Here is a 19,078-nt window from a genome sequence, read left to right on the forward strand (position 1 = left end):
TTTTATTTATTTCAGGCTCCAAGTTGGCAGACTGCCAGCAAGACCGATGAACGGGCTGACCGATAGATTCTCAATACGTCCGTTATAGGCGTATACAGTCTTTTTGTAACTTGTGAAAATAATAGGCAGTTCATCATTGAAGAGCTGGTACAGCTCTTTGTATACCGCTTTGCGGGCTTCAATATCTGTAGTTGCCAAAGCTTTATTGTATAACTCCAGGAATTTCGGATTGTCATAATCCGTGATCTCGCCATCAAAGAATTGCATGAACCCGTCAGACGGATCAGTCAACATACTTGTGGAGAAGGATACGAGGTCGTAATCCCCACCTTCTACCTTAGATACCAGTGAGTTAAAGTCTGCGAACACCTCAGGCTGGAAGTCGATACCCAGTGCTTCAAAATTCTCTTTCGCTACAGCGATGAAAATATCTGTGTTTTTACTCTTCGAACCGAGGTAATGAATGCTGAGCGGTTTGCCATCTTTTTCACGGATACCACCCGCTCCTACAGTCCAGCCGGCTTCATCGAGCAATTGTTTAGCTTTTTCCGGATCATATTTGTAAGGATTAATGCCTTCCTCCGTGTAAGACCAAGAGATTGGGGATGCCGGAATGTTCGCAATAGAACCTGCACCTTGTGCTGCATCCACATAAATACTCTGACGATCCAAACCGTACACAATAGCTTGACGTACAAGCTTATCCTTGAGCTGCTCATGCTTCAAATTGACTTGCAGGTATCCGTACGTGCTTGGAGTGTAAGGAATAATATTCACAAAGCCGAGCGCTTTCAGCTTCTCGATATTCTCGTCTGTTGCACTAAAAGAAGCGTAGTCTACCTCACCCGTTTCTACGAACTGCCATACATCGCCTTCCGTAGTTTTGTAGATGAAATGTTCTGTCTTTGGTTTACCTTTGAAATAATTCTCATTCGCTACAAAACGTACCTCTTGCCCCGGAATAAATTTTTCCAGCTTGTAAGGTCCATCCCCCAGTGGCTTCTCATGCAGCTTCTTGATGTATTCGAGATTTCCAAATGTATAGTCCTTGCCATAGTAAGCTTTAGACAATACATTCGAGCCGAGCTGTACCAGCGCTGTTGCGTTGGGCTGCTCAAGCGTAGCTGAGATCGTCTGTGGATCAATCACCTTAATCCCTTCTATCTTTGGAGAAGTACCTTCTTTATAGGCTTTGCCGCCTTTAATATTTAGGGATGGAAGCTGCGAGCTACCGTCATACGATTTGTCGTATTGGATCGTCCAAGTAAAGGCTACATCATCCGCTGTTAATGGAGAACCGTCGCTGAATTTCAAATCTTTTTGCAAATGGAACGTGTATGTAAGCTGATCGTCCGAAACATCCCAGCTCTCCGCAAGCTCCGGTGTTGGAATACCTTTATCGTCTACAGTTACGAGAGATGCGTATAGCAGTGAGGATACATTGCCATCATAACCACTTTGCTGAAAATACGGAGTGAAAGCTCCACTTGGGTCCGTTAACCCTACGATAATGGTGTCTGTGCGTTTCTGTGCAACTGCTGGAAGTTTGGACAAATCGGTTGCGGTAAAAGGCTCGCTTAGCGCACCAGCAGGAACAATTTCTGGCGTAGTTGCTGCTTCCACATTAGTTGAATTGGACCCTTTAGCCGCATTGTTCGCGGACGAGGATTCGTTAGTACTGTTGTTAGCGCAAGCCGAAAGTAACAGTGAACCCGTAAGCAGTAATGAAGTGATTACAATCGCATTTTTTCTCATGTACCTATCTCCCTTTTCTCTCTAATAGAATAATAACTATAATTCCTACCTGTTAAGTATGAATAACTTCTGATGTTCATTATAGAAAGGTTTTTAAGTTCTGTAAAGAGAGAACTTTAAAAAAATTCTCCACAAACAGAATTATGCAAATATTAAAAAAAAACAAAAAAAGCCAAAACCCTCTCTGCATAAGAGAATTCTGACCTTCAGACCGTACAATTTATTCGAAATCTTTATTTTAAACAATCAAAAAGCTGCTCATTCATCCGATGAATGCCTTCCAGACGCAGACTATATCCGGTGACATTCTCACCTTCAATATAGGCATGAAGCAAACCTGCACAGCGAAGATTAAAAATATGATCGTGAACGATCCCCTTCGAGATTCCTGCATGCTTTACAATTTCGGTAAACGTTTTGCGGCCACCGCTAAGGGCTTGGAGGATTTTCAGGCGGCTTTTTTCGCTTAGACTACGAATCGTTCTGTACATAAATGGTGAAATCTCTTCGTTCTCTATCGAAATCCAGGCCGCATAATGACAGATCGTTAATTCACCGTAGCAATAGATGATATTAGCAGGCTGAAAATGGTACTGTGGAATCAGAACGAGCTTCTTGAGCCCATCCGTAGGAATGAAGTAAAATCCGTTGGTCGTCTTGTTCACAAAATCAGCCGTTTCCAGTTCATTAAGCTCCATGTTCTTCAAATCTACATGCTGCTGTAATTTGCTTAGAATCGCAGGATTACATTGACTAAAGTACTGGCGGTTCCATTCGGAGAGTAAAAATACTACGCGATTACGGTAATCCTCCATATGGCTTGGAAAAACCTTTACATATTTTGATAAGGTCTCATATAACTCGCCAACAGATAACCCTTCAATCCAGTTCAACACACTGTCTACATCATCCTTAAATGGACAACAGTAAATGAGCAGATTCAACATTTTCCATTCATTATTTAGTTCGGTTTCTTTCAGGCGTGATAGCAGTTCTTGACTGAGGCTGCTCTCAATTTCTGTGACCCACGCCATTCCTAAATCAATCTTCTTATAGGATTTTTTGCACAAATAAGTATGTAAGCTGTTCAATAATTCATAAATGGACCTAAATTCAACCTCAACCTTGTATTCCACAATGATTCCTCCTGCTAGCGGTTCTTTTCAGTAGTGAGATATTCTCTTAATCTTATTGTATTATCCTGAGTATACGCAAGCTACTTTATAAACGGGAGTGTATAAAAATTCATTGACTGCTGATTGACTGCTCATTGACTGCCGTTTGACCGCAGAATTTCTGCGTATCTAACTTTAATTTAGGTTTGTTTGCGAGGTGTTCGTGCAAGGGGACTTCTACTCGTAAAATACAGCTAAGGGACATTTCAGTACGGTTGCATCGGGGATCTTAACCCATGCGATCAACCACCTAGTCATAGCGATTCCATCGGTAAAATATACTCGAACGAAGTTGCTATCGGACACAGTGGACCTTATACGCAGTATTCCCCTAATTTGTGCCTTTTCCTAAGGATAGCTGCAATGGAGTCCGAAAGCTCCAATGGATGATTATGATGACAGGAGTTTTGGACATGTTGAGGTCTCAAGGATTCCCATGTTTCCGGCAGTCCTGGATGTTCCTGCATCAGAGTGCCGGGAATGTCTGGCCCGCCTTACGTATCCAGCACACTAGCTTGTCCAGAAATTCCAGCCCCCACCTTCTCGGCTCGCCAAAAGTCACTCGATCGCGTCAGAACAAACATTACAAGCAACTGCCTCGAGTAACAAGAGCGCATTATTCACACCAGTAATCCTAACTTCCTCGATAAATCCATCTATGGAACGCCATCAAACATCCAGGGCGAGCAATCAATCTGCTTCGTTCCTCGCTTTTTGCAAATCGTGGTAGTAAAATATAGGCAATAACATTTTAGGAGTGAAGCCATAAGATGCAAATTCAAACTGGAACAGGACGTTTTTTTGTTGCGAATGACGGTAAGGACCTTGCCGAGATCACATACAGTTTGGATAAAGATGCTGGGGAATTGGTCATTGACCACACTCGTGTCTCTGAGGAACTGCGCGGTAAAGGTACCGGTGAAGAACTTGTACGGGCTGTTGTAGATAAGGCTCGAAATGAAAATTTGAAAATTGTTCCTGTGTGCTCCTATGCAGCTCATCAATTCGAGAAGCATCCGGAGTATAAGGACGTGCTGAGCGGAAACACAGGCGAGCGAGACTGATCTCCGTTCCCGTTTCCGTGAAGCTTTATTAACCTATTCGAACTAATACACTTAGTTCAAATACACATTAGGAGGAAACGGGTTTGACTACTACCGATACTTTGAGAAATATAGAAGAATTACAAGAACGCTGTGAGCAATATGACGGAATTTCACTGAAATTGAATTGGGATATGCTTCGCCAGCCATCAAGCGTAGGAGATACGGAATGGCTCGTGACTTATGAAGATGAATTACTCGTCGGCTTCTTAGGACTTTATGGATTCGGAAGCGATATGGAGGTCTGCGGCATGGTTCGGCCAGGCTACCGCCGACGGGGCATCTTCACCTCACTGTGGAACCGAGCGCAGACTATTATCCAACGGGGCAATGTCGCTACCCTACTTCTAAACGCTCCCGCTGCTTCGTCATCTGGTGTAGCATTCCTTCGAACACTACCACTACAGTTTAATCATGCAGAATACCAAATGAAATGGGGCGGAAATTCGGTTGCTTCTTCTGAAGCAAGCTCAGCCACAGGGACTGTGATCTTACGCCCTGCTCGTGAAGACGAAGCCCCAATTCTTGTTGAGCTGGATTGTGGAGGCTTTGATATAAAGACAGAAGATGCTGCCGAACTCTATGACCTGCAGAAACAGGAAGGCCTGCAAGAACATATTATGATCGAAATGGATGGACAACCTGTTGGTAAAATGCGGCTGTGGACCGAAGATAATGAAACCTGGATTTATGGATTTACTGTCAGCAAGAAGCTACGGGGGCTAGGCATTGGACGAAGTGCTCTTCTTCAAACGATCGAACGAGAACGTAAAAACTATAATGGAATTAATCTCGAGGTCGCTCTAGATAATCCCAATGCGCTTAAGCTATATGAAAGCTGTGGCTTTATCATTCAGAATAAACAGGATTATTACCGTTATATCGGCTAATCCATAGAAATAAAGCCTCCTGTCTAATGGGCGTTTTCGCCTGTAGTGCAGGAGGCCTTATTTTATTATAAGAAGTAATCACATGAGCCCAAAGCCTCCAACATTAGCTTCGCCTCTATCATTTCTACGGTCACTACAGTTTAATGAGCCATCCGCGTGCACTTCCTGCTCCAGAAATACAGATAACAATCGAACATAATCCAAAGACTCCTTATACGGGACTGCATTTCCGTTGTAAGAGTATTTACGACCCTCTAGCAAGGAGTAGATTTCCACGGTCTCCGCAGGTTCACCGTAAGCCGCATAACAAAAGACGTTAGTCATATGCAAAAAGCCCGCAATTGTATCCTCATTGCCATTCACCATAAATTTCTGAATGTTCAGGCTTCGACCATTCTGAATAGAATTCCAAGCTAATTGAGTAATCATCGAAAGCTCCAAGTTCAGCTCCGGGACTGGCACATACCACTGCTCGTATAGCATAACCGGAATTTCCAGTAAATGATTGGTCGAAACGATACGCATTAGTTCATCCGCTATACTTGTCTTGATATCCCAATATTGCAGTAATGAAGGAAAAGCATCCCCTCTAGGCGGCCAACGACGCTCTAACAGAAATTGTATCGGTATCTCCCTTCGAACTTCAGGCAGCAAACTATAAAAGTCGTTAAGTGTATGCCCTACAGCATATTGAACCTGCTGGCGCCAGCGTGGGAGCCCGGTCGCTGGAGCTCCGCTTGATAAATTCTCGGCCCCACCAAGCATAATGTGCTCCACTCGATAATCATGCAGTCGTTTATATGGAGGCGTATGTAAATTCACTTGTTTCTTCATCCAACTTCCTGCTGGCCCGCCCATCCTATGATGCCACCATACAAGCTTCGATAAATTGACGACCGAATTGACGGCAGGCTTCTTTTTCAGCAGCGTTCGGGCCATATTCAATCTTAAGACTATCCTGTAATATCACAGCTCCACGTTCCTTTAACTTCTCCACGAATAAGTCCACGGCTCCACAATAAATCGCGTACCCTGTGTCTCCACTTCCAAAAACTGCTGACTTCATAGCAGTCAAATCAAGCTCATCCATCTCCTCATAGAAATCAAGAGCTTCATCTGGTATCTCTCCATCTCCCCAAGTATATGCTCCTAACAGAACGCCTTCATATGAATTTATCTCAACCGCATTACATTCAGTGACCGATTTCAAAACGGCTTCACCACCTGCTTGGCGTATTCCCTCTACAATCAACTCAGCCATTTCCTCAGTGTTTCCAGTTAGACTGGCGTATGCCACTAGCACTTTAGTCATCTTTCTGTTCCTCCCATTACTAAACATAAAATTTAAATGATGTGTGTTTCACCCCCATTCTATTTGATAATGATTATCATTGTCAAATGAATAAAATAAAAAAAACGCAAACTCCCGTTTAATCACACGGTTGATGTTTGCGTTCAATCCCTTTTTTGTTCAAAATGTTTTAGTATGCTCCTTCGAGCAAGGTAATGTGATTACCATCTGGATCGCGGAAATTCATTTCTTTCCCGCCATACGCCATCGTAACCGGTGGCTGACAATCCAGTCCCTTAGCCTTTAACTGCTCGTACGTCTCATCGAGATTATCGCAGCCGAATACTAAATTAACAAAGCCAGTCGTGAGCTTTTCCCATTTCGTCTCATCCCAAATGATGATTCCAGGCTGCTTCTTGTCGAATCCAATCTTTGCACCATCAAAATTGCCGTAGCCTTCGAACGGAATTGGAATCCCTAGCACCTCCGAATAAAATGCAGCCAACGCAGCAGTATCCTTAGTGTAGATGTTAGTACCTTCAAAAGACGAAATCATAATTTGTCCCCTTTCATTCTCATCATCATAGTATCCATTTCTTACTTGAGTTTAACAAGGCTAGCATCCTTTGTATTGCAAAAATGCGACATTTATCTGCCCGCATAGACTAAAGCCTCAAGTGGTGTTCTTCCTGCATATTTTTTAAAACTGTTTATAAAATGAGGCTGATGGCTGAATCCATAAGTAAAAATAAGATCCTGAATATTCTTCGTCTGCACAGGCAGTTGATACATTTCCCGCCATACATTCTGAAATCGCACAAGGTCAGCTGTTTTTTTAGGGGATACACCTACGTATTCTTGAAAAAGTCTTTCGAGTTGGCGTCTGCTTAGATTAGAGCTGGTTTCCAAATCCTCAGCTGTTACCACACCCTTTTGTTTAATTAGGGTATAAATTGCATTCATCATCCGATCATTAGTCCGTCCTCCACGCTCAAGACGCTGAAAAAGATATGCCTCAGCTGCTGCTATCCTTTCATTCATAGAATTTGCTTGTTCCAGCAGAAGTCCTAGCTCTTTTTTAAAAGTACAAAAGTACTGGTCCACATCTACAAATGCATTCAGGACATCCCGGAGATGATCATCTGCAAAAAAATGAACGGCCCAGAAATGAAATCGGATACCAAAGGTTGAGATCATACCCTTCCCCCTGTCTGAAGGGACTTCAAAAGGAGCATCATTGATGCCGGAAAAAACGGTAGTTGTTAAGCCTGTCGATTCATTCAGATTCCAAATAATGTCCATGCATGTATCTGGAATAATGGTTTCCATTCGAATTTTGTAACCAGATGCCTTGTCCACTACGTGAACGGATGCCTCTGTAGAAATACGCGGTGTAACAGAGCCCCAGAAACAGCGAATATATGGCTGCAAAGCTCGACTAGGTAGAAATTCACTAGTTTGTGCTGGATTTGCAGTTATCGGGAAATATAGAGGTGCGAGATTGAACATAAGCTGCTATTCTCCGATCATAAATATTGTAAAGACTCTGGTATCTGATCATACACAATCATTGCTTGATCTGCCAGAATAATAGCTGTGAGCATGGAAATATTATACACATTATCTTCATTGGATAAAATAAGCAGAGTGTTGGGCTTGTGCTTATTTTGTTTGTAGCTATATGGTGAAATGATGTACAATAAAGGCTAAATGAATTTTTGAAGGATGGATTAAAAAATGTATATAGCTAGCGACTGGAAAGACTATGAAGTAATTGACACTGGCGGTGGAGAGAAGCTTGAACGTTGGGGTGACATCATCCTGCGCCGTCCGGATCCACAAATTATTTGGCCACTCTCCAATGAGACAGCGAAATGGCGTGATGTACACGGTCATTATCACCGTTCCTCAGCGGGTGGTGGACAATGGGAAATGAAGAAAACAATTCCGGATGATTGGAAAATTAGTTACGGAAAATTAAAATTCCATTTGCGTCCTACGAATTTTAAGCATACAGGGTTATTCCCTGAACAAGCGGCCAACTGGAGCTGGATGATGGACAAGATTGCGGCTGCTAACCGTCCGATCTCAGTACTAAATCTATTTGCTTACACAGGTGGAGCTACTGTAGCCGCAGCTAGTGCCGGCGCTTCGGTTGTTCACGTGGATGCAGCCAAAGGAATGGTGCAATGGGCAAAAGAAAATGTCCAGCTGTCCGGCCTAGGCGAGCGTCCAGTTCGCTACATCACGGATGACGTATTCAAATTCGTACAACGTGAACAACGTCGTGGTAGTAAGTATGATGCGATTATCATGGACCCGCCTTCCTATGGAAGAGGGCCTGGCGGAGAAATGTGGAAGCTGGAGTCCAGCTTATATCCTTTCCTTGAGAGCTGTATGCAAATCATGAGCGACAAACCTTTGTTTATGCTAATCAATTCATACACCACTGGGATTTCTCCAACGGTCCTACGTAATATGTTGTCGATGACCATGGGTAAACGTTATGGCGGGAAGCTCACCTCCGGTGAAATCGGTCTTCCGATCACTTCCTCCGGCATGAACCTGCCATGCGGTATTCTGGGACGCTGGGAGGCGTAAGCCATGACACAGCATTTATCTGGCAGCAACGAGCCGCTGGACGGAATATCGAAGCGCTTTGAAGTGTTATACGAAGATAATCATCTTCTAGGCATAGTGAAGCCCGTGAATATTCCTGTTCAGGAGGATGCTACTGGAGATCCTGATCTGCTCAATCTGCTCAAAGAAGATGTGAAGGAACGCTTCAACAAGCCTGGCAACGTCTATATGGGGCTAGTCCACCGCCTGGATCGTCCAGTTGGGGGTGCAATGATCTTTGCCAAGACATCAAAAGCAGCATCAAGACTATCCGAGTGTGTCAGAACTCACAGCTTTCATAAGGTGTACTTAACGGTCGTGCACGGTAAACCACCAGCATCTCATGGCCGTCTTACCGATACACTGCTTAAAGACGCCAAGAGCAATACCGTCACTGTCGTCCGTAAAGGAACCCCCGGCGGTAAGGAAGCCATTCTGGATTACACAGTACTTGGCAGCGCTGAGGGTTACAGCCTGCTCAAGATCGATTTACTCACCGGTCGTTCCCATCAAATTCGAGTGCAGCTCAGCTCCATCGGCTGCCCATTATACGGTGATCAGAAGTATGGGGCTTCGGTGAACAGACCTGGACAGCAAATTGCACTGTGGTCTGCACTTGTAGGCTTTCCCCACCCTGTTACTAAAGAAGAAGTAGAACTTATTTCCCTGCCCCCGCAAACCCATCCTTGGGATTTATGGTCCAAGGAATTACAAAAGAAGGCTATCCGTTAATGGATGGCCTTCTTTTTTTAAAATAAGTGTTGTTGTAATTTTTTAATAGCTTGTCATCGCAAGCTTGTACCTCAATCTATTTCTCCGGCCCTTGTCACCCCGATTATTCATGGTGTAGAACCTTCCGGTGTTGTTGTAACAACCATTTTGCCCATTAAATAGAGTAGTAGCTGTTGGTTATGAGAGGATATCGGATCAAGCGCTTCTGCAAAAAAATCACTGCGGATCTTCAAACCACGTGCAGTCTCCTGCGTTCCAATTTCCGTTATACTCACCCATACAATACGGCGATCCGCAGCATCTCTCTCCCGAATGATAAGCCCATTTTTCTCCATCCGATCAAGTAACATAGTAACCGCTGCAGGACTGGTCGCCAGATGTGGAGCCAGATCAGAAGGCTTCATGGCATCACGTTCCTGAAGCAGTTCAAGTACTGTGAGTTGGGCATCCGTTAGCGATGGGGCAAGATTACTGTCCATATGTAGTTTGTAATCTTTTAAAATTTTATGCCAAATTTTACTGAATTCAGAAGCGTGCACACTGATTCCTTCCTTTCCTTGCGGTTCTATCCGGTATAACTACATTTTCGCGAAACAAATTCCATTTCCTGCAAAAGAAGAAAAATAAATCTTCATAACTGATAAGCGAGAAAATTAAAAAAAGGCACGTAGTCAATTCTCAAGAAGAATTGACTACGTGCCTTGGCTTGTTTACTTCACTGCTGGGAAAAGATTAACAATCTCATCCTTTTTCTCCACAGGGACAATCTGTTTGCCTGTAGAACGACGCTCTCCAAGTGGTGCAGATTCAGAAGAGAACGTGTGATGTGCATTCTCCCGTGTAATTGCATTAAGTTCCAGCGGCTCTCTGCAATAGAAAGCCCCTGCCAATTTACTGCCATTTGGCCGTACTCGCTTGCCTTCCTTAAATTCAAAGGTTGGCATCCCTTTGCCACCGCGGCTTTGAGATGGATAATCCACTAGTAATGAACGTTTCGCATATCCGATATCGGAGATAGAAAGGATCTCACCTTCATCTTCAGTGACCCAGAAGCAAGAAATCACCTCATCGCCCTCACGAAGCTGAATGCCTCTTACACCGGATGCAACACGGCCCATAGGATTAACTTCATTCTCATGGAATCTAATACTCATTCCTTCACGAGTCACTAGTACAATGTCCTTGTCATTCGTACTAGTAACGACTGTAATGATCTCATCACCGTCTGCTACCTTACAGGCTGCTACGGCTCCAGAGCGGCTTGTAGAGTATTCCTTGAGCTCTGTACGCTTAACCTGACCTCTGCGGGTGATAAACACAAGGCTTTGCTGCGGATCATCAAGATTATTGACCGGAATCACGCTAATGATTCCATCCCCTTTAGACAACCCGATAACGTTAACAATCGCAGTACCAGGTTCTTTCCATTTAAACTCTGGAATCTGGTGAACCGGAAGTAAGAAGTACTGCCCCTTGCGCGTAAATACCAGCAGACTGTCACGGGTATTCACATCGAGCAGCTTAACGATATGATCGCCTTCTTTAACGCCTGAAGTATGACGTTCCCCACCAGAGCGGGTAAAGGAAAGCATACTTGTACGCTTAATATAACCGTCTGCGGAAAGTGCTACTAGCACATCCTCTGCGTTGACCAGCGCTTCAAGGCTAACCTTAAGCTCCTCAACTTCGCCTTGGATGAGCGAACGGCGATCGATCCCGTATTTGTCGCGGATCTCCAGCAATTCCTTACGGATTACAGCTACGAGCTTCTTGTCACTTTCCAATATGCCACGCAGATGTGTAATCTTGACCATCATTTCATCCAATTCTTTTTGGAGTGAAGTAATCTCCAAATTCGTCAGACGATACAATTGTAAGGTAAGAATAGAATCCGCTTGACGTTCACTGAACCCGAACATCCACACGAGATTGTTCTGAGCGTCCTGACGGTTCTTCGATGCTTTAATGGCAGCGATGACCTCATCAAGAATATTCAGTGCCTTAACCAAGCCCTCTAAGACATGAGCACGGTCTTCTGCGCGTTCCAGATCAAATTGGGTGCGGTGAGTCACTACTTCACGCTGATGCGCGATATAGGCCTCCAGGATGGCTTTAAGGCCAAGCTGTTGCGGAGCCTTGTTGACGATCGCCACCATATTGAAGTTATAGGTAATTTGAAGATCGGTTTTTTTGAGCAGATATGCCAAAACGCCTTGGGCATCCGCTTCTTTCTTGAGCTCCACCACAATCCGAAGTCCTTCTCGTCCACTCTCATCACGAACTTCAGCAATGCCATCGATCTTCTTCTCTAATCGAATATTCTCCATGGAGGTAACTAGTCGTGATTTTACAATCTGGAATGGAACTTCCGTAATCACGATTTGTTGCTTGCCGCCACGCATATTTTCAATCTCAGTCTTGGAGCGTAAATAAATACGGCCTTTACCAGTACGGTAAGCATCCATGATGCCATCTCCGCCCATAATAGTGCCGCCTGTAGGGAAATCCGGACCTTTCATAAAGGTCATGATATCTTCTAGTTCAATATCCGGCTTCTGCATCACTGCGATACAAGCATCAATAACCTCCCGTAGATTATGTGGCGGAATCTCAGTGGCAAAGCCTGCGGAAATCCCACTCGTGCCATTTACGAGTAGATTCGGATACCTGGAAGGAACAACTACAGGCTCTTTGGCTGTATTGTCAAAGTTGTCCTTAAACAGCACCGTCCGCTTCTCGATATCACGCATCATCTCCATTGCAATCGGAGATAAGCGTGCTTCCGTATAACGCATTGCCGCAGCTGGGTCATCGTCCATCGAGCCCCAGTTGCCATGACCGTCAACAAGAACATGCCCCATCTTCCATGGCTGTGCCATACGAACCATACCATCGTAAATCGAGGAGTCACCATGTGGATGGTAATTACCCATTACATCCCCGACGGTTTTGGCTGACTTGCGGTACGGCTTGTCAGGCGTGTTGCCAGAATCGTACATCGCATAAAGAATCCGGCGCTGTACAGGCTTAAGTCCATCGCGGACATCGGGAATCGCCCGGTCCTGAATAATATATTTGGAATACCGACCAAAGCGGTCACCGACGACCTCTTCCAGAAAAGCCGGCAAAAATTGTTCTGATAAACTACTCACTTTGCTCACCTTCTGTTCCTCAAACTGCCCGTTTTATAATAGTATGGTGCTTCTCATGAACACTCCTGGGATTCTTGGACTTCCAGCCGCTGTTGTCTCCAGATTTCTTTGATTATACCGCTAATGCGGATAAAATCAGGAGACAGCTTATGCTTCCGATGCTAGCTTTCCTACGGAAAGCTTTCAGGCGGACGCTATCGCTCCTACAGTTCCAAAATTCCCCTACGTTCCAAGAATCACCAAGCTTTTAGAAAATCGGGATTATCGTCACTTGCAGCACTACTAACTGCAGCTACTCTACAATTTCAGTGAAATCGACATTTTCAACAATCCAACGTTTACGAGGATCGACCTTATCACCCATCAGTGTAGAAACACGACGCTCAGCCTTAGCCGCATCCTCAATCTGCACTTGAAGCAGTGTACGCGATTCTGGATTCATCGTTGTTTCCCACAGCTGATCAGGGTTCATCTCACCCAATCCTTTATATCGCTGAAGCTCGAAGTTTTTGCCGAATTCCTTTAAATAATTTTGCAATTCTTCGTCACTCCATGCATATCTTACGGTCTCCAGCTTGCCCGTTTTGCGGGTCAGCTTATAAAGCGGAGGCTGGGCGATAAAAACCTTTCCGGCATCTATTAACGGCTTCATATAACGATAGAAAAATGTCAGCAGCAGCACCTGAATATGCGCTCCATCTGTATCCGCATCGGTCATAATGATAATTTTGGAATAATTGCTGTCTTCGACGGTAAAATCCGGGCCAATTCCTGCACCAATCGTGGAAATGATTGCTTTATATTCATCGTTCTTCAGGATATCCAGCAGCTTGGCTTTTTCCGGATTCATAGGTTTCCCTTTTAGCGGCAAGATCGCCTGAATCTTTGAATCACGGCCTTGCTTCGCTGAGCCACCGGCTGAATCACCTTCTACGATGAACAGCTCAGTACGTGTAACGTCCTTGGACTGCGCAGGTGACAATTTCCCACCAAGATTCGAGCTCTCGCTACGTTTCTTACCTGTACGAATCTCATCGCGGGCTTTGCGAGCCGCTTCCCGAGCCTTCGAAGCCTGAATTGATTTTTTCAAAAGACTCTGTGCTACCTGTGGGTTTTCTTCCAGGAAACGAGCCATATTCTCAGATACGATATAGTCTACTGCACTACGGGCAGAAGCACTTCCGAGCTGATCCTTCGTCTGTCCAACAAACTCAACCTCGGACATTTTAACACTAATGACAGCCATCATACCTTCGCGCAAATCATTTCCTTCTAAATTCTTATCCTTTTCTTTAAGCAACTGTGTACGGCGCGCATAGTCATTTAACACACGAGTATACGCAGTTTTAAAGCCCGTCTCATGAGTACCCCCGCTACGAGTAGGAATGGAGTTAACGAAAGAAGCCAAGGTTTCCGTATAGCCTCCATTGTACTGAAGAGCTACCTCCACTTCGATATCGTCTTTTTCTGCGCTGAAGTGAATAACGTCATGCAGAACATCCTTGCCCTCATTCAGGAATTGCACAAATTGGCTTGCTCCACCCTCGTAAAAGAACTCGTCCTGACGATTACTCCGCTCATCATGCAGCGTAATACGCAGACCGGAATTCAGAAAGGCAATCTCCTGTACCCGCTCTGCCAGCGTGTCATAATTCAGGGCAATTCCATTTGGAAAGACGCGAATATCCGGTTTAAAAGTAATTTTCGAACCAGTTTTGTTGGTGTTTCCTAAAATTTCAAGGCCCGTTACCGGCTCGCCAACATGCTCTTTCCCCTTCTTGTCCACCCAATATTCAAAACGTTGACGATGGATTTTGCCCTCACGATAAATCTCTACTTCAAGCCATTCAGACAAAGCATTCGTTACTGAAGCCCCTACGCCATGCAAACCGCCTGATTTCTTGTAACCAGATCCACCGAATTTACCGCCTGCATGCAAAATTGTAAATACAACCTGCGGCGTTGGCACTCCTGTCTTATGCATTCCAGTTGGAATTCCACGGCCGTTGTCTGTCACTGTTACTGAGCCATCTTTGCGAAGTAGTAAGTCAATCTTCGTACAATACTTGGCTAAATGCTCATCCACAGCATTATCTACAATTTCCCATACTAGATGATGTAGTCCCGAAGAACTTGTACTGCCGATATACATGCCAGGTCGTTTGCGCACTGCAACCAGACCTTCGAGCACTTGAATGTCGTCAGCATCGTATCCAGTACGGCTATTCTCGCCGTTATTAGAAACTTCAGCAAACATATCGATCTGTTCGAGCATTCATGCTCCTCCTTCTTTTCTCTATACTAAAGCATTAGCGCCTTTGGCGTCCTTATAAGGACGGTAAGCCTTTTAGCGAGAAACATAAGATATAAAGTATAGGTGCAAAACTTATACGTTCTTATATTTCTAAAAATGCAAACAAACGTTTTCGTCACTTTGTACATTCTAATTCAAAATATCCCTTTTCGTAAAGACGGCGAATGAAATGATCACCGAAACAGCCCCCCATACTGCCAGCACAGCCATGGAAAATGACAAGGACATCCCCTCTATAGGGGCGGGAGTTCCTGACAAATAGCCGGTCAGTCCAAGATTTACCATAAATAAATATTTCGCTGTTGTCCAGGCTGAAGCCATATTGGTCAAAATATTTCCAGCGATCAGCGCTGCCATCATGACCACTATACTAGCAGCAGTGCTCCTTACAAGTACAGAGATCATAAAAGCAAGCAGGGCAACTACAACGCTTACGAACCAGACCAATCCACCTTGCATAAGCATATATTTCCACTGTGGTATTGCATGTACAGTAGACATATCTACCGAGTCCCCACTGATCTTAAAGCCTGTAAAAACAGGGATATTGAAGCCCTTATATCCAAAAGCGAGACCAGAGATCAAATAGCTGATCACAAATGTGGAGAGTACGATGAGTGAGACAAACATAAGCAGTGCCGCCATTTTGCTAAACAAAACTTTCCAACGCTTAACTGGCCTTGTCAGCAGCATTTTGATCGTCCCTGTAGTCCGCTCCGCAGAAACTAAATCCGAAGCTACAGCCATAATGAGTAGTGGAATAAATAAAGTAACGGAATTATCCATAAACTCACGGGTAAAGGTAACGCCACTTGGCTCGTTCGGATTCACATCATGGTGAAGGTAATATTGAAGCTGCTGTACAAATATTCGCCGATAAGTCTTCCATTCCTCTGGAATCCGGTCGCTACCCAAAGAATTTTGATTATCAATGATCTGCTGCTGGATCTCCAGGCGCCAATCGGAGTTGAATTTATCTCGGCTACGCTCAGCAGATCGCATTTGCGCGTAGGTGAACATAGGCACCAGAACAATCAGAATCAGCAGTATAACATAAAACCGTTTCTTTTTTATGATTTTTAAACATTCATTACGGATTAGCGGAAGCATATTATTCAACGTTCTCACCCTCCGTTAGTTTCAAGAATAGCTGTTCCAGTGTCGGATTGATTTTATGCACAGCCCTAACTTCGATTTCAGCAGTCACCATAACAGCCACAATCTCGGGGATCAAATCCTGCTCCATAATTGTGATTAAAGAATTCGGGCCCATACCTGCAATTATTGAATCATCCAAGGTAACGTCTTCCAGATTCTGAATCTGAATATCTGGGCGATCAGCCAGTAATGTCCTAGCTTCAGCAAAAGGCTCTAGCTCCCAAAGTACATACGGCGAATTTCGGGCAATAAGCTCATCTACCGAACCCACTGCAAGTACTCGCCCTTTACTAATAATCGCAACACGGTCGCAGAGAAGCTGGATTTCACTAAGTAAATGACTCGATACAAATACCGCCAACCCCTCATCTGCTAGCTTGCGTATAAATTCTCGCAGCTCCTTAATTCCCTTTGGATCTAGTCCGTTTGTTGGCTCGTCCAGAATAAGCAGACGCGGATGTCCCAGAAGAGCCTGCGCTATACCAAGTCGCTGCCTCATCCCAAGCGAATATGTACTTACCTTATCATGGATTCGTTGATCTAACCGTACGATATCTACCACTTCACTAATGCGAGTATTATCAATACCAGGCTGCATCCGGGCAAAATGCTGTAAATTCTCCCATCCCGTCAAATAGGTATATACCTCAGGGTTCTCCACGATAGAGCCAACAAATTGCAACGCTTTTTCCGGATTTCGGTTTACATTGTAACCACATACCGTAATCTTGCCCTCGCTTGGACGAATCAAATCGACAAGCATTCGAATCGTAGTTGTCTTTCCAGCTCCATTGGGTCCGAGGAAGCCAAAAATTTCTCCTTTTCTCACATCAAACGTAACATCATCTATAATCCACTTTCGCCCTATTTTTTTCCGTACCCCGTCTACAGACAAGACGACCGGACTGGATTCATCACTGTTCGCTTTTGTCATATTCTCTTTAGCTCCTTGTTAAACACAAATCATCTTTCTTAGAAAGCTGGCTCTCAATTGTGTTCTAGTGTATAGCCTGAATGAATCGCTCTCCGATTCGCTGATAGCCATCCCCATTCGGATGAAAATGATCCGTTGATAAGTATTTGTCCAAATGCTTGTTAAACAAGTCGAAGGTTGGAACCAATGTCATATTGCTGTGCTTATTAATAACATCCATTGCCGCATTATTCCACTTCGCAACCGCCTGATTACCTGGTACAAGCAGATCTGGTATATCACCAAAGGGGTTGTATAGACCCATATAATAAATTTGAGCATTTGGATTGATTTCCGTGATTTTCTGCAGAATCTTACCTAATCTTCCTACTGCTTCTGGAAGGGCTGCTAGCAAAGACTCTGGAGTCAGCTCTTGATCGGTCGTGGATTCACTTTGAAGTGCGCCACTATTCTGCAAAATATTGGAGTCCTTGAATAAATCATTCCCTCCGATCGAGAGCAGAATGACATTCGCCATATGCAGCGCGTAATCTACACCATCTTCTTCCAGCTTGCTTAGCAGTCCTGCAGTAGTTAAACCATTAATCCCCATATTCCCTAAAAAATCAACCTCAACACCTTTAGCAGATAAACCACTAACTGTACGCTTAACAAATCCTTCCCCGGTGTTATCACCAGTTCCCTTGGTTAGCGAATCTCCGAGAGCAACAACTTTGAGCTTCTTGTCAGCTTCCGCCGCTGGAGCAGCTGTTTGTTGAGGTATGTTGGTGTCTGCGGCTTCTCCAACCGGATAGATAATGTCTCTGACCGCATAAACTAAACCTACAATTAGAATTATGGTTGTTACTATGGAAATCAGGCTAACGCTGCGCCATGTCCACTTTGAATCATTCAAAGCCATCCCTCCGTGTGCCGTTCTATTATGTATTGTTCCACATTTTACAAAGATCTTAACTATGTACATAAACATAAATCTTCCATACCGGTTTTGCAAATGTCTAGAACAGAAATAAATCCAGCTGCTCCGCTTATTTAACCCAAATATGAATACGAAAATTCTCAAAAAAATTCAGCGATTAAAGTTTGGGCACAAAAAAACGTCCCCCGATTTTCATCGGAGAACGTTGATTTCAGTAATGATATTTTCAATTATTTACCAATAAATTCTTGAACCCAATAGTTATTGTCATAACCTACACCGATATAATTGAAATTAGCATTCAAAATATTAGCTTTATGACCAGGACTATTCATCCATGCTTTCATTACTTCTTCTGGTGTTTTTTGACCCATAGCGATGTTCTCGCCTGCAGCGTTATACGTGATCCCAAAGGATTTCATCATATCGAATGGTGAACCATACGTAGGTGAAGTATGTGAAAAATAGTTATTAGTACGCATATCCGTAGCTTTTGTAGCTGCTACTTTATGAAGGCTGTCCAATCCAGAAACAGGTTTCAGACCAGCTGCTGCACGCTCTTTATTTACCAGCGTTACGATCTGTTGAACATAAGTTCCTTTATTGCTCGCAGCACCTGTACTAGGTGTAGTTTCTGTAGGTTTAGTTACAGGCTTAGTTACAGTAGTCGTATCCGAAGGCTTAGTTACAGGCTTAGTTACAGGCTTAGTTACAGGCTTAGTTACAGGCTTAGTTACAGGCTTAGTTACAGTAGTCGTATCCGAAGGCTTAGTAACCGGAGTTGCGGTAGATGTATCTTTATTTGGAACCGTTCCTGTTTGAGGCTTGGACACCACGATTGTGCTATTAAAAATAGGGAATCCCTGTAGGTTGGCTTGTTTTAGATATTGTAAAACTTGCTCATAGCTAGTACCTGATTTAATTACTGTTACTTCAGTTGAGGCCGCATTCGCTTCGAGTGGAAGTGAAATACTAAGGGCCATAACAGCTGCTACACTACCACCAATAATTGCTCTTAATCTCTTGTTCTTCATTC

At 44.0% G+C, this 19,078-nt stretch carries 17 protein-coding genes; 4 read left to right on the top strand and 13 right to left on the bottom strand.

Features of this window, described 5'->3' with window-relative positions:
- Window positions 1-6 precede the first annotated feature (6 nt).
- Together ACN6KS_RS19990 and ACN6KS_RS19995 are read right to left on the bottom strand one after the other, a co-directional pair.
- Window positions 7-1,755 (bottom strand): ABC transporter substrate-binding protein, encoded by a 1,749-nt coding sequence (locus tag ACN6KS_RS19990; protein WP_094875512.1) that lies wholly within the window; start codon window positions 1,753-1,755, stop codon window positions 7-9.
- Window positions 1,756-1,988: 233 nt separating this feature from the next.
- Window positions 1,989-2,891, bottom strand: coding sequence for an ArsR/SmtB family transcription factor (locus ACN6KS_RS19995; RefSeq protein ID WP_440960358.1), 903 nt, complete (start codon window positions 2,889-2,891; stop codon window positions 1,989-1,991).
- An 809-nt stretch (window positions 2,892-3,700) separates the two neighbouring features.
- Between ACN6KS_RS19995 and ACN6KS_RS20000 the strand changes: the two genes are divergently transcribed.
- Both ACN6KS_RS20000 and ACN6KS_RS20005 read left to right on the top strand, forming a co-directional pair.
- The gene (locus ACN6KS_RS20000; RefSeq protein ID WP_440960359.1) at window positions 3,701-3,994 is read left to right on the top strand and encodes a GNAT family N-acetyltransferase; all 294 of its coding nucleotides are present in this window, start codon (window positions 3,701-3,703) and stop codon (window positions 3,992-3,994) included.
- 83 nt (window positions 3,995-4,077) lie between these two features.
- Window positions 4,078-4,923, top strand: a complete 846-nt coding sequence (locus ACN6KS_RS20005) for a GNAT family N-acetyltransferase (RefSeq protein ID WP_094875509.1) — start codon at window positions 4,078-4,080, stop codon at window positions 4,921-4,923.
- 78 nt (window positions 4,924-5,001) lie between these two features.
- Here the strand turns inward: ACN6KS_RS20005 and ACN6KS_RS20010 are convergent, their stop codons facing one another.
- The 4 genes from ACN6KS_RS20010 to ACN6KS_RS20025 all read right to left on the bottom strand — a co-directional run bounded on the left by ACN6KS_RS20010 (window position 5,002) and on the right by ACN6KS_RS20025 (window position 7,723).
- Window positions 5,002-5,757 carry a hypothetical protein gene (locus tag ACN6KS_RS20010; RefSeq protein ID WP_143812133.1) on the bottom strand — a complete coding sequence of 252 codons (756 nt, stop codon included), beginning with the start codon at window positions 5,755-5,757 and terminating at the stop codon, window positions 5,002-5,004.
- A gap of 25 nt (window positions 5,758-5,782) precedes the next feature.
- Window positions 5,783-6,235: a flavodoxin gene (locus ACN6KS_RS20015; RefSeq protein WP_094870242.1), complete on the bottom strand. Its 453-nt coding sequence runs from the start codon at window positions 6,233-6,235 to the stop codon at window positions 5,783-5,785.
- Window positions 6,236-6,404: 169 nt separating this feature from the next.
- On the bottom strand, window positions 6,405-6,770 hold the full coding sequence (locus ACN6KS_RS20020; protein WP_076299603.1) for a VOC family protein: 366 nt from the start codon (window positions 6,768-6,770) through the stop codon (window positions 6,405-6,407).
- A 92-nt stretch (window positions 6,771-6,862) separates the two neighbouring features.
- Window positions 6,863-7,723 (bottom strand): helix-turn-helix domain-containing protein, encoded by an 861-nt coding sequence (locus ACN6KS_RS20025; RefSeq protein ID WP_341135302.1) that lies wholly within the window; start codon window positions 7,721-7,723, stop codon window positions 6,863-6,865.
- 228 nt (window positions 7,724-7,951) lie between these two features.
- On the opposite strand from ACN6KS_RS20025, the gene ACN6KS_RS20030 reads away from it, so the two are divergent.
- A complete protein-coding gene (locus tag ACN6KS_RS20030; protein WP_042190039.1) occupies window positions 7,952-8,815 on the top strand; it encodes a class I SAM-dependent methyltransferase in 864 nt (287 codons plus the stop codon).
- Window positions 8,816-8,818: 3 nt separating this feature from the next.
- Window positions 8,819-9,565: an RluA family pseudouridine synthase gene (locus tag ACN6KS_RS20035; RefSeq protein WP_280786560.1), complete on the top strand. Its 747-nt coding sequence runs from the start codon at window positions 8,819-8,821 to the stop codon at window positions 9,563-9,565.
- A gap of 107 nt (window positions 9,566-9,672) precedes the next feature.
- Here ACN6KS_RS20035 and ACN6KS_RS20040 read toward each other — a convergent pair whose 3' ends face one another.
- The 7 genes from ACN6KS_RS20040 to ACN6KS_RS20070 all read right to left on the bottom strand — a co-directional run bounded on the left by ACN6KS_RS20040 (window position 9,673) and on the right by ACN6KS_RS20070 (window position 19,076).
- Window positions 9,673-10,104: a MarR family winged helix-turn-helix transcriptional regulator gene (locus ACN6KS_RS20040; RefSeq protein WP_094870245.1), complete on the bottom strand. Its 432-nt coding sequence runs from the start codon at window positions 10,102-10,104 to the stop codon at window positions 9,673-9,675.
- Between the two features lie 171 nt (window positions 10,105-10,275).
- Window positions 10,276-12,717, bottom strand: a complete 2,442-nt coding sequence (gyrA, locus tag ACN6KS_RS20045; protein WP_440960360.1) for a DNA gyrase subunit A — start codon at window positions 12,715-12,717, stop codon at window positions 10,276-10,278.
- Window positions 12,718-13,009: 292 nt separating this feature from the next.
- Window positions 13,010-14,992, bottom strand: coding sequence for a DNA topoisomerase IV subunit B (gene parE / locus ACN6KS_RS20050; RefSeq protein WP_042190046.1), 1,983 nt, complete (start codon window positions 14,990-14,992; stop codon window positions 13,010-13,012).
- 168 nt (window positions 14,993-15,160) lie between these two features.
- Window positions 15,161-16,150: an ABC transporter permease gene (locus ACN6KS_RS20055; RefSeq protein ID WP_094879024.1), complete on the bottom strand. Its 990-nt coding sequence runs from the start codon at window positions 16,148-16,150 to the stop codon at window positions 15,161-15,163.
- The gene (locus ACN6KS_RS20060; RefSeq protein WP_094874813.1) at window positions 16,143-17,123 is read right to left on the bottom strand and encodes an ABC transporter ATP-binding protein; all 981 of its coding nucleotides are present in this window, start codon (window positions 17,121-17,123) and stop codon (window positions 16,143-16,145) included. The genes ACN6KS_RS20055 and ACN6KS_RS20060 overlap by 8 nt, the downstream gene beginning before the upstream one ends.
- Before the next feature lie 64 nt (window positions 17,124-17,187).
- Complete coding sequence (locus tag ACN6KS_RS20065) at window positions 17,188-18,024, bottom strand: GDSL-type esterase/lipase family protein (protein ID WP_341135303.1); 837 nt, start codon at window positions 18,022-18,024, stop codon at window positions 17,188-17,190.
- 248 nt (window positions 18,025-18,272) lie between these two features.
- Entirely contained in the window at window positions 18,273-19,076 is an 804-nt protein-coding gene (locus ACN6KS_RS20070; RefSeq protein WP_440960361.1) for a CAP domain-containing protein, read from the bottom strand.
- Window positions 19,077-19,078 lie beyond the last annotated feature (2 nt).

It is taken from the genome of Paenibacillus nitricinens, assembly GCF_052056485.1.
Lineage (GTDB): Bacteria > Bacillota > Bacilli > Paenibacillales > Paenibacillaceae > Paenibacillus_AQ > Paenibacillus_AQ nitricinens.

What these genes read in the sequence shown, in the direction of transcription:
- ACN6KS_RS20020 (WP_076299603.1), bottom strand. Translation starts at nt 6,770, where the DNA reads ATGATTTCGTCTTTTGAAGGTACTAACATCTACACTAAGGATACTGCT.
- ACN6KS_RS20025 (WP_341135302.1), bottom strand. Translation starts at nt 7,723, where the DNA reads ATGTTCAATCTCGCACCTCTATATTTCCCGATAACTGCAAATCCAGCA.
- ACN6KS_RS20060 (WP_094874813.1), bottom strand. Translation starts at nt 17,123, where the DNA reads ATGACAAAAGCGAACAGTGATGAATCCAGTCCGGTCGTCTTGTCTGTA.
- ACN6KS_RS20070 (WP_440960361.1), bottom strand. Translation starts at nt 19,076, where the DNA reads ATGAAGAACAAGAGATTAAGAGCAATTATTGGTGGTAGTGTAGCAGCT.
- ACN6KS_RS20000 (WP_440960359.1), top strand. Translation starts at nt 3,701, where the DNA reads ATGCAAATTCAAACTGGAACAGGACGTTTTTTTGTTGCGAATGACGGT.
- parE (WP_042190046.1), bottom strand. Translation starts at nt 14,992, where the DNA reads ATGCTCGAACAGATCGATATGTTTGCTGAAGTTTCTAATAACGGCGAG.
- ACN6KS_RS20030 (WP_042190039.1), top strand. Translation starts at nt 7,952, where the DNA reads ATGTATATAGCTAGCGACTGGAAAGACTATGAAGTAATTGACACTGGC.
- ACN6KS_RS19990 (WP_094875512.1), bottom strand. Translation starts at nt 1,755, where the DNA reads ATGAGAAAAAATGCGATTGTAATCACTTCATTACTGCTTACGGGTTCA.
- ACN6KS_RS20035 (WP_280786560.1), top strand. Translation starts at nt 8,819, where the DNA reads ATGACACAGCATTTATCTGGCAGCAACGAGCCGCTGGACGGAATATCG.
- ACN6KS_RS20010 (WP_143812133.1), bottom strand. Translation starts at nt 5,757, where the DNA reads ATGAAGAAACAAGTGAATTTACATACGCCTCCATATAAACGACTGCAT.
- ACN6KS_RS20015 (WP_094870242.1), bottom strand. Translation starts at nt 6,235, where the DNA reads ATGACTAAAGTGCTAGTGGCATACGCCAGTCTAACTGGAAACACTGAG.
- ACN6KS_RS20065 (WP_341135303.1), bottom strand. Translation starts at nt 18,024, where the DNA reads ATGGCTTTGAATGATTCAAAGTGGACATGGCGCAGCGTTAGCCTGATT.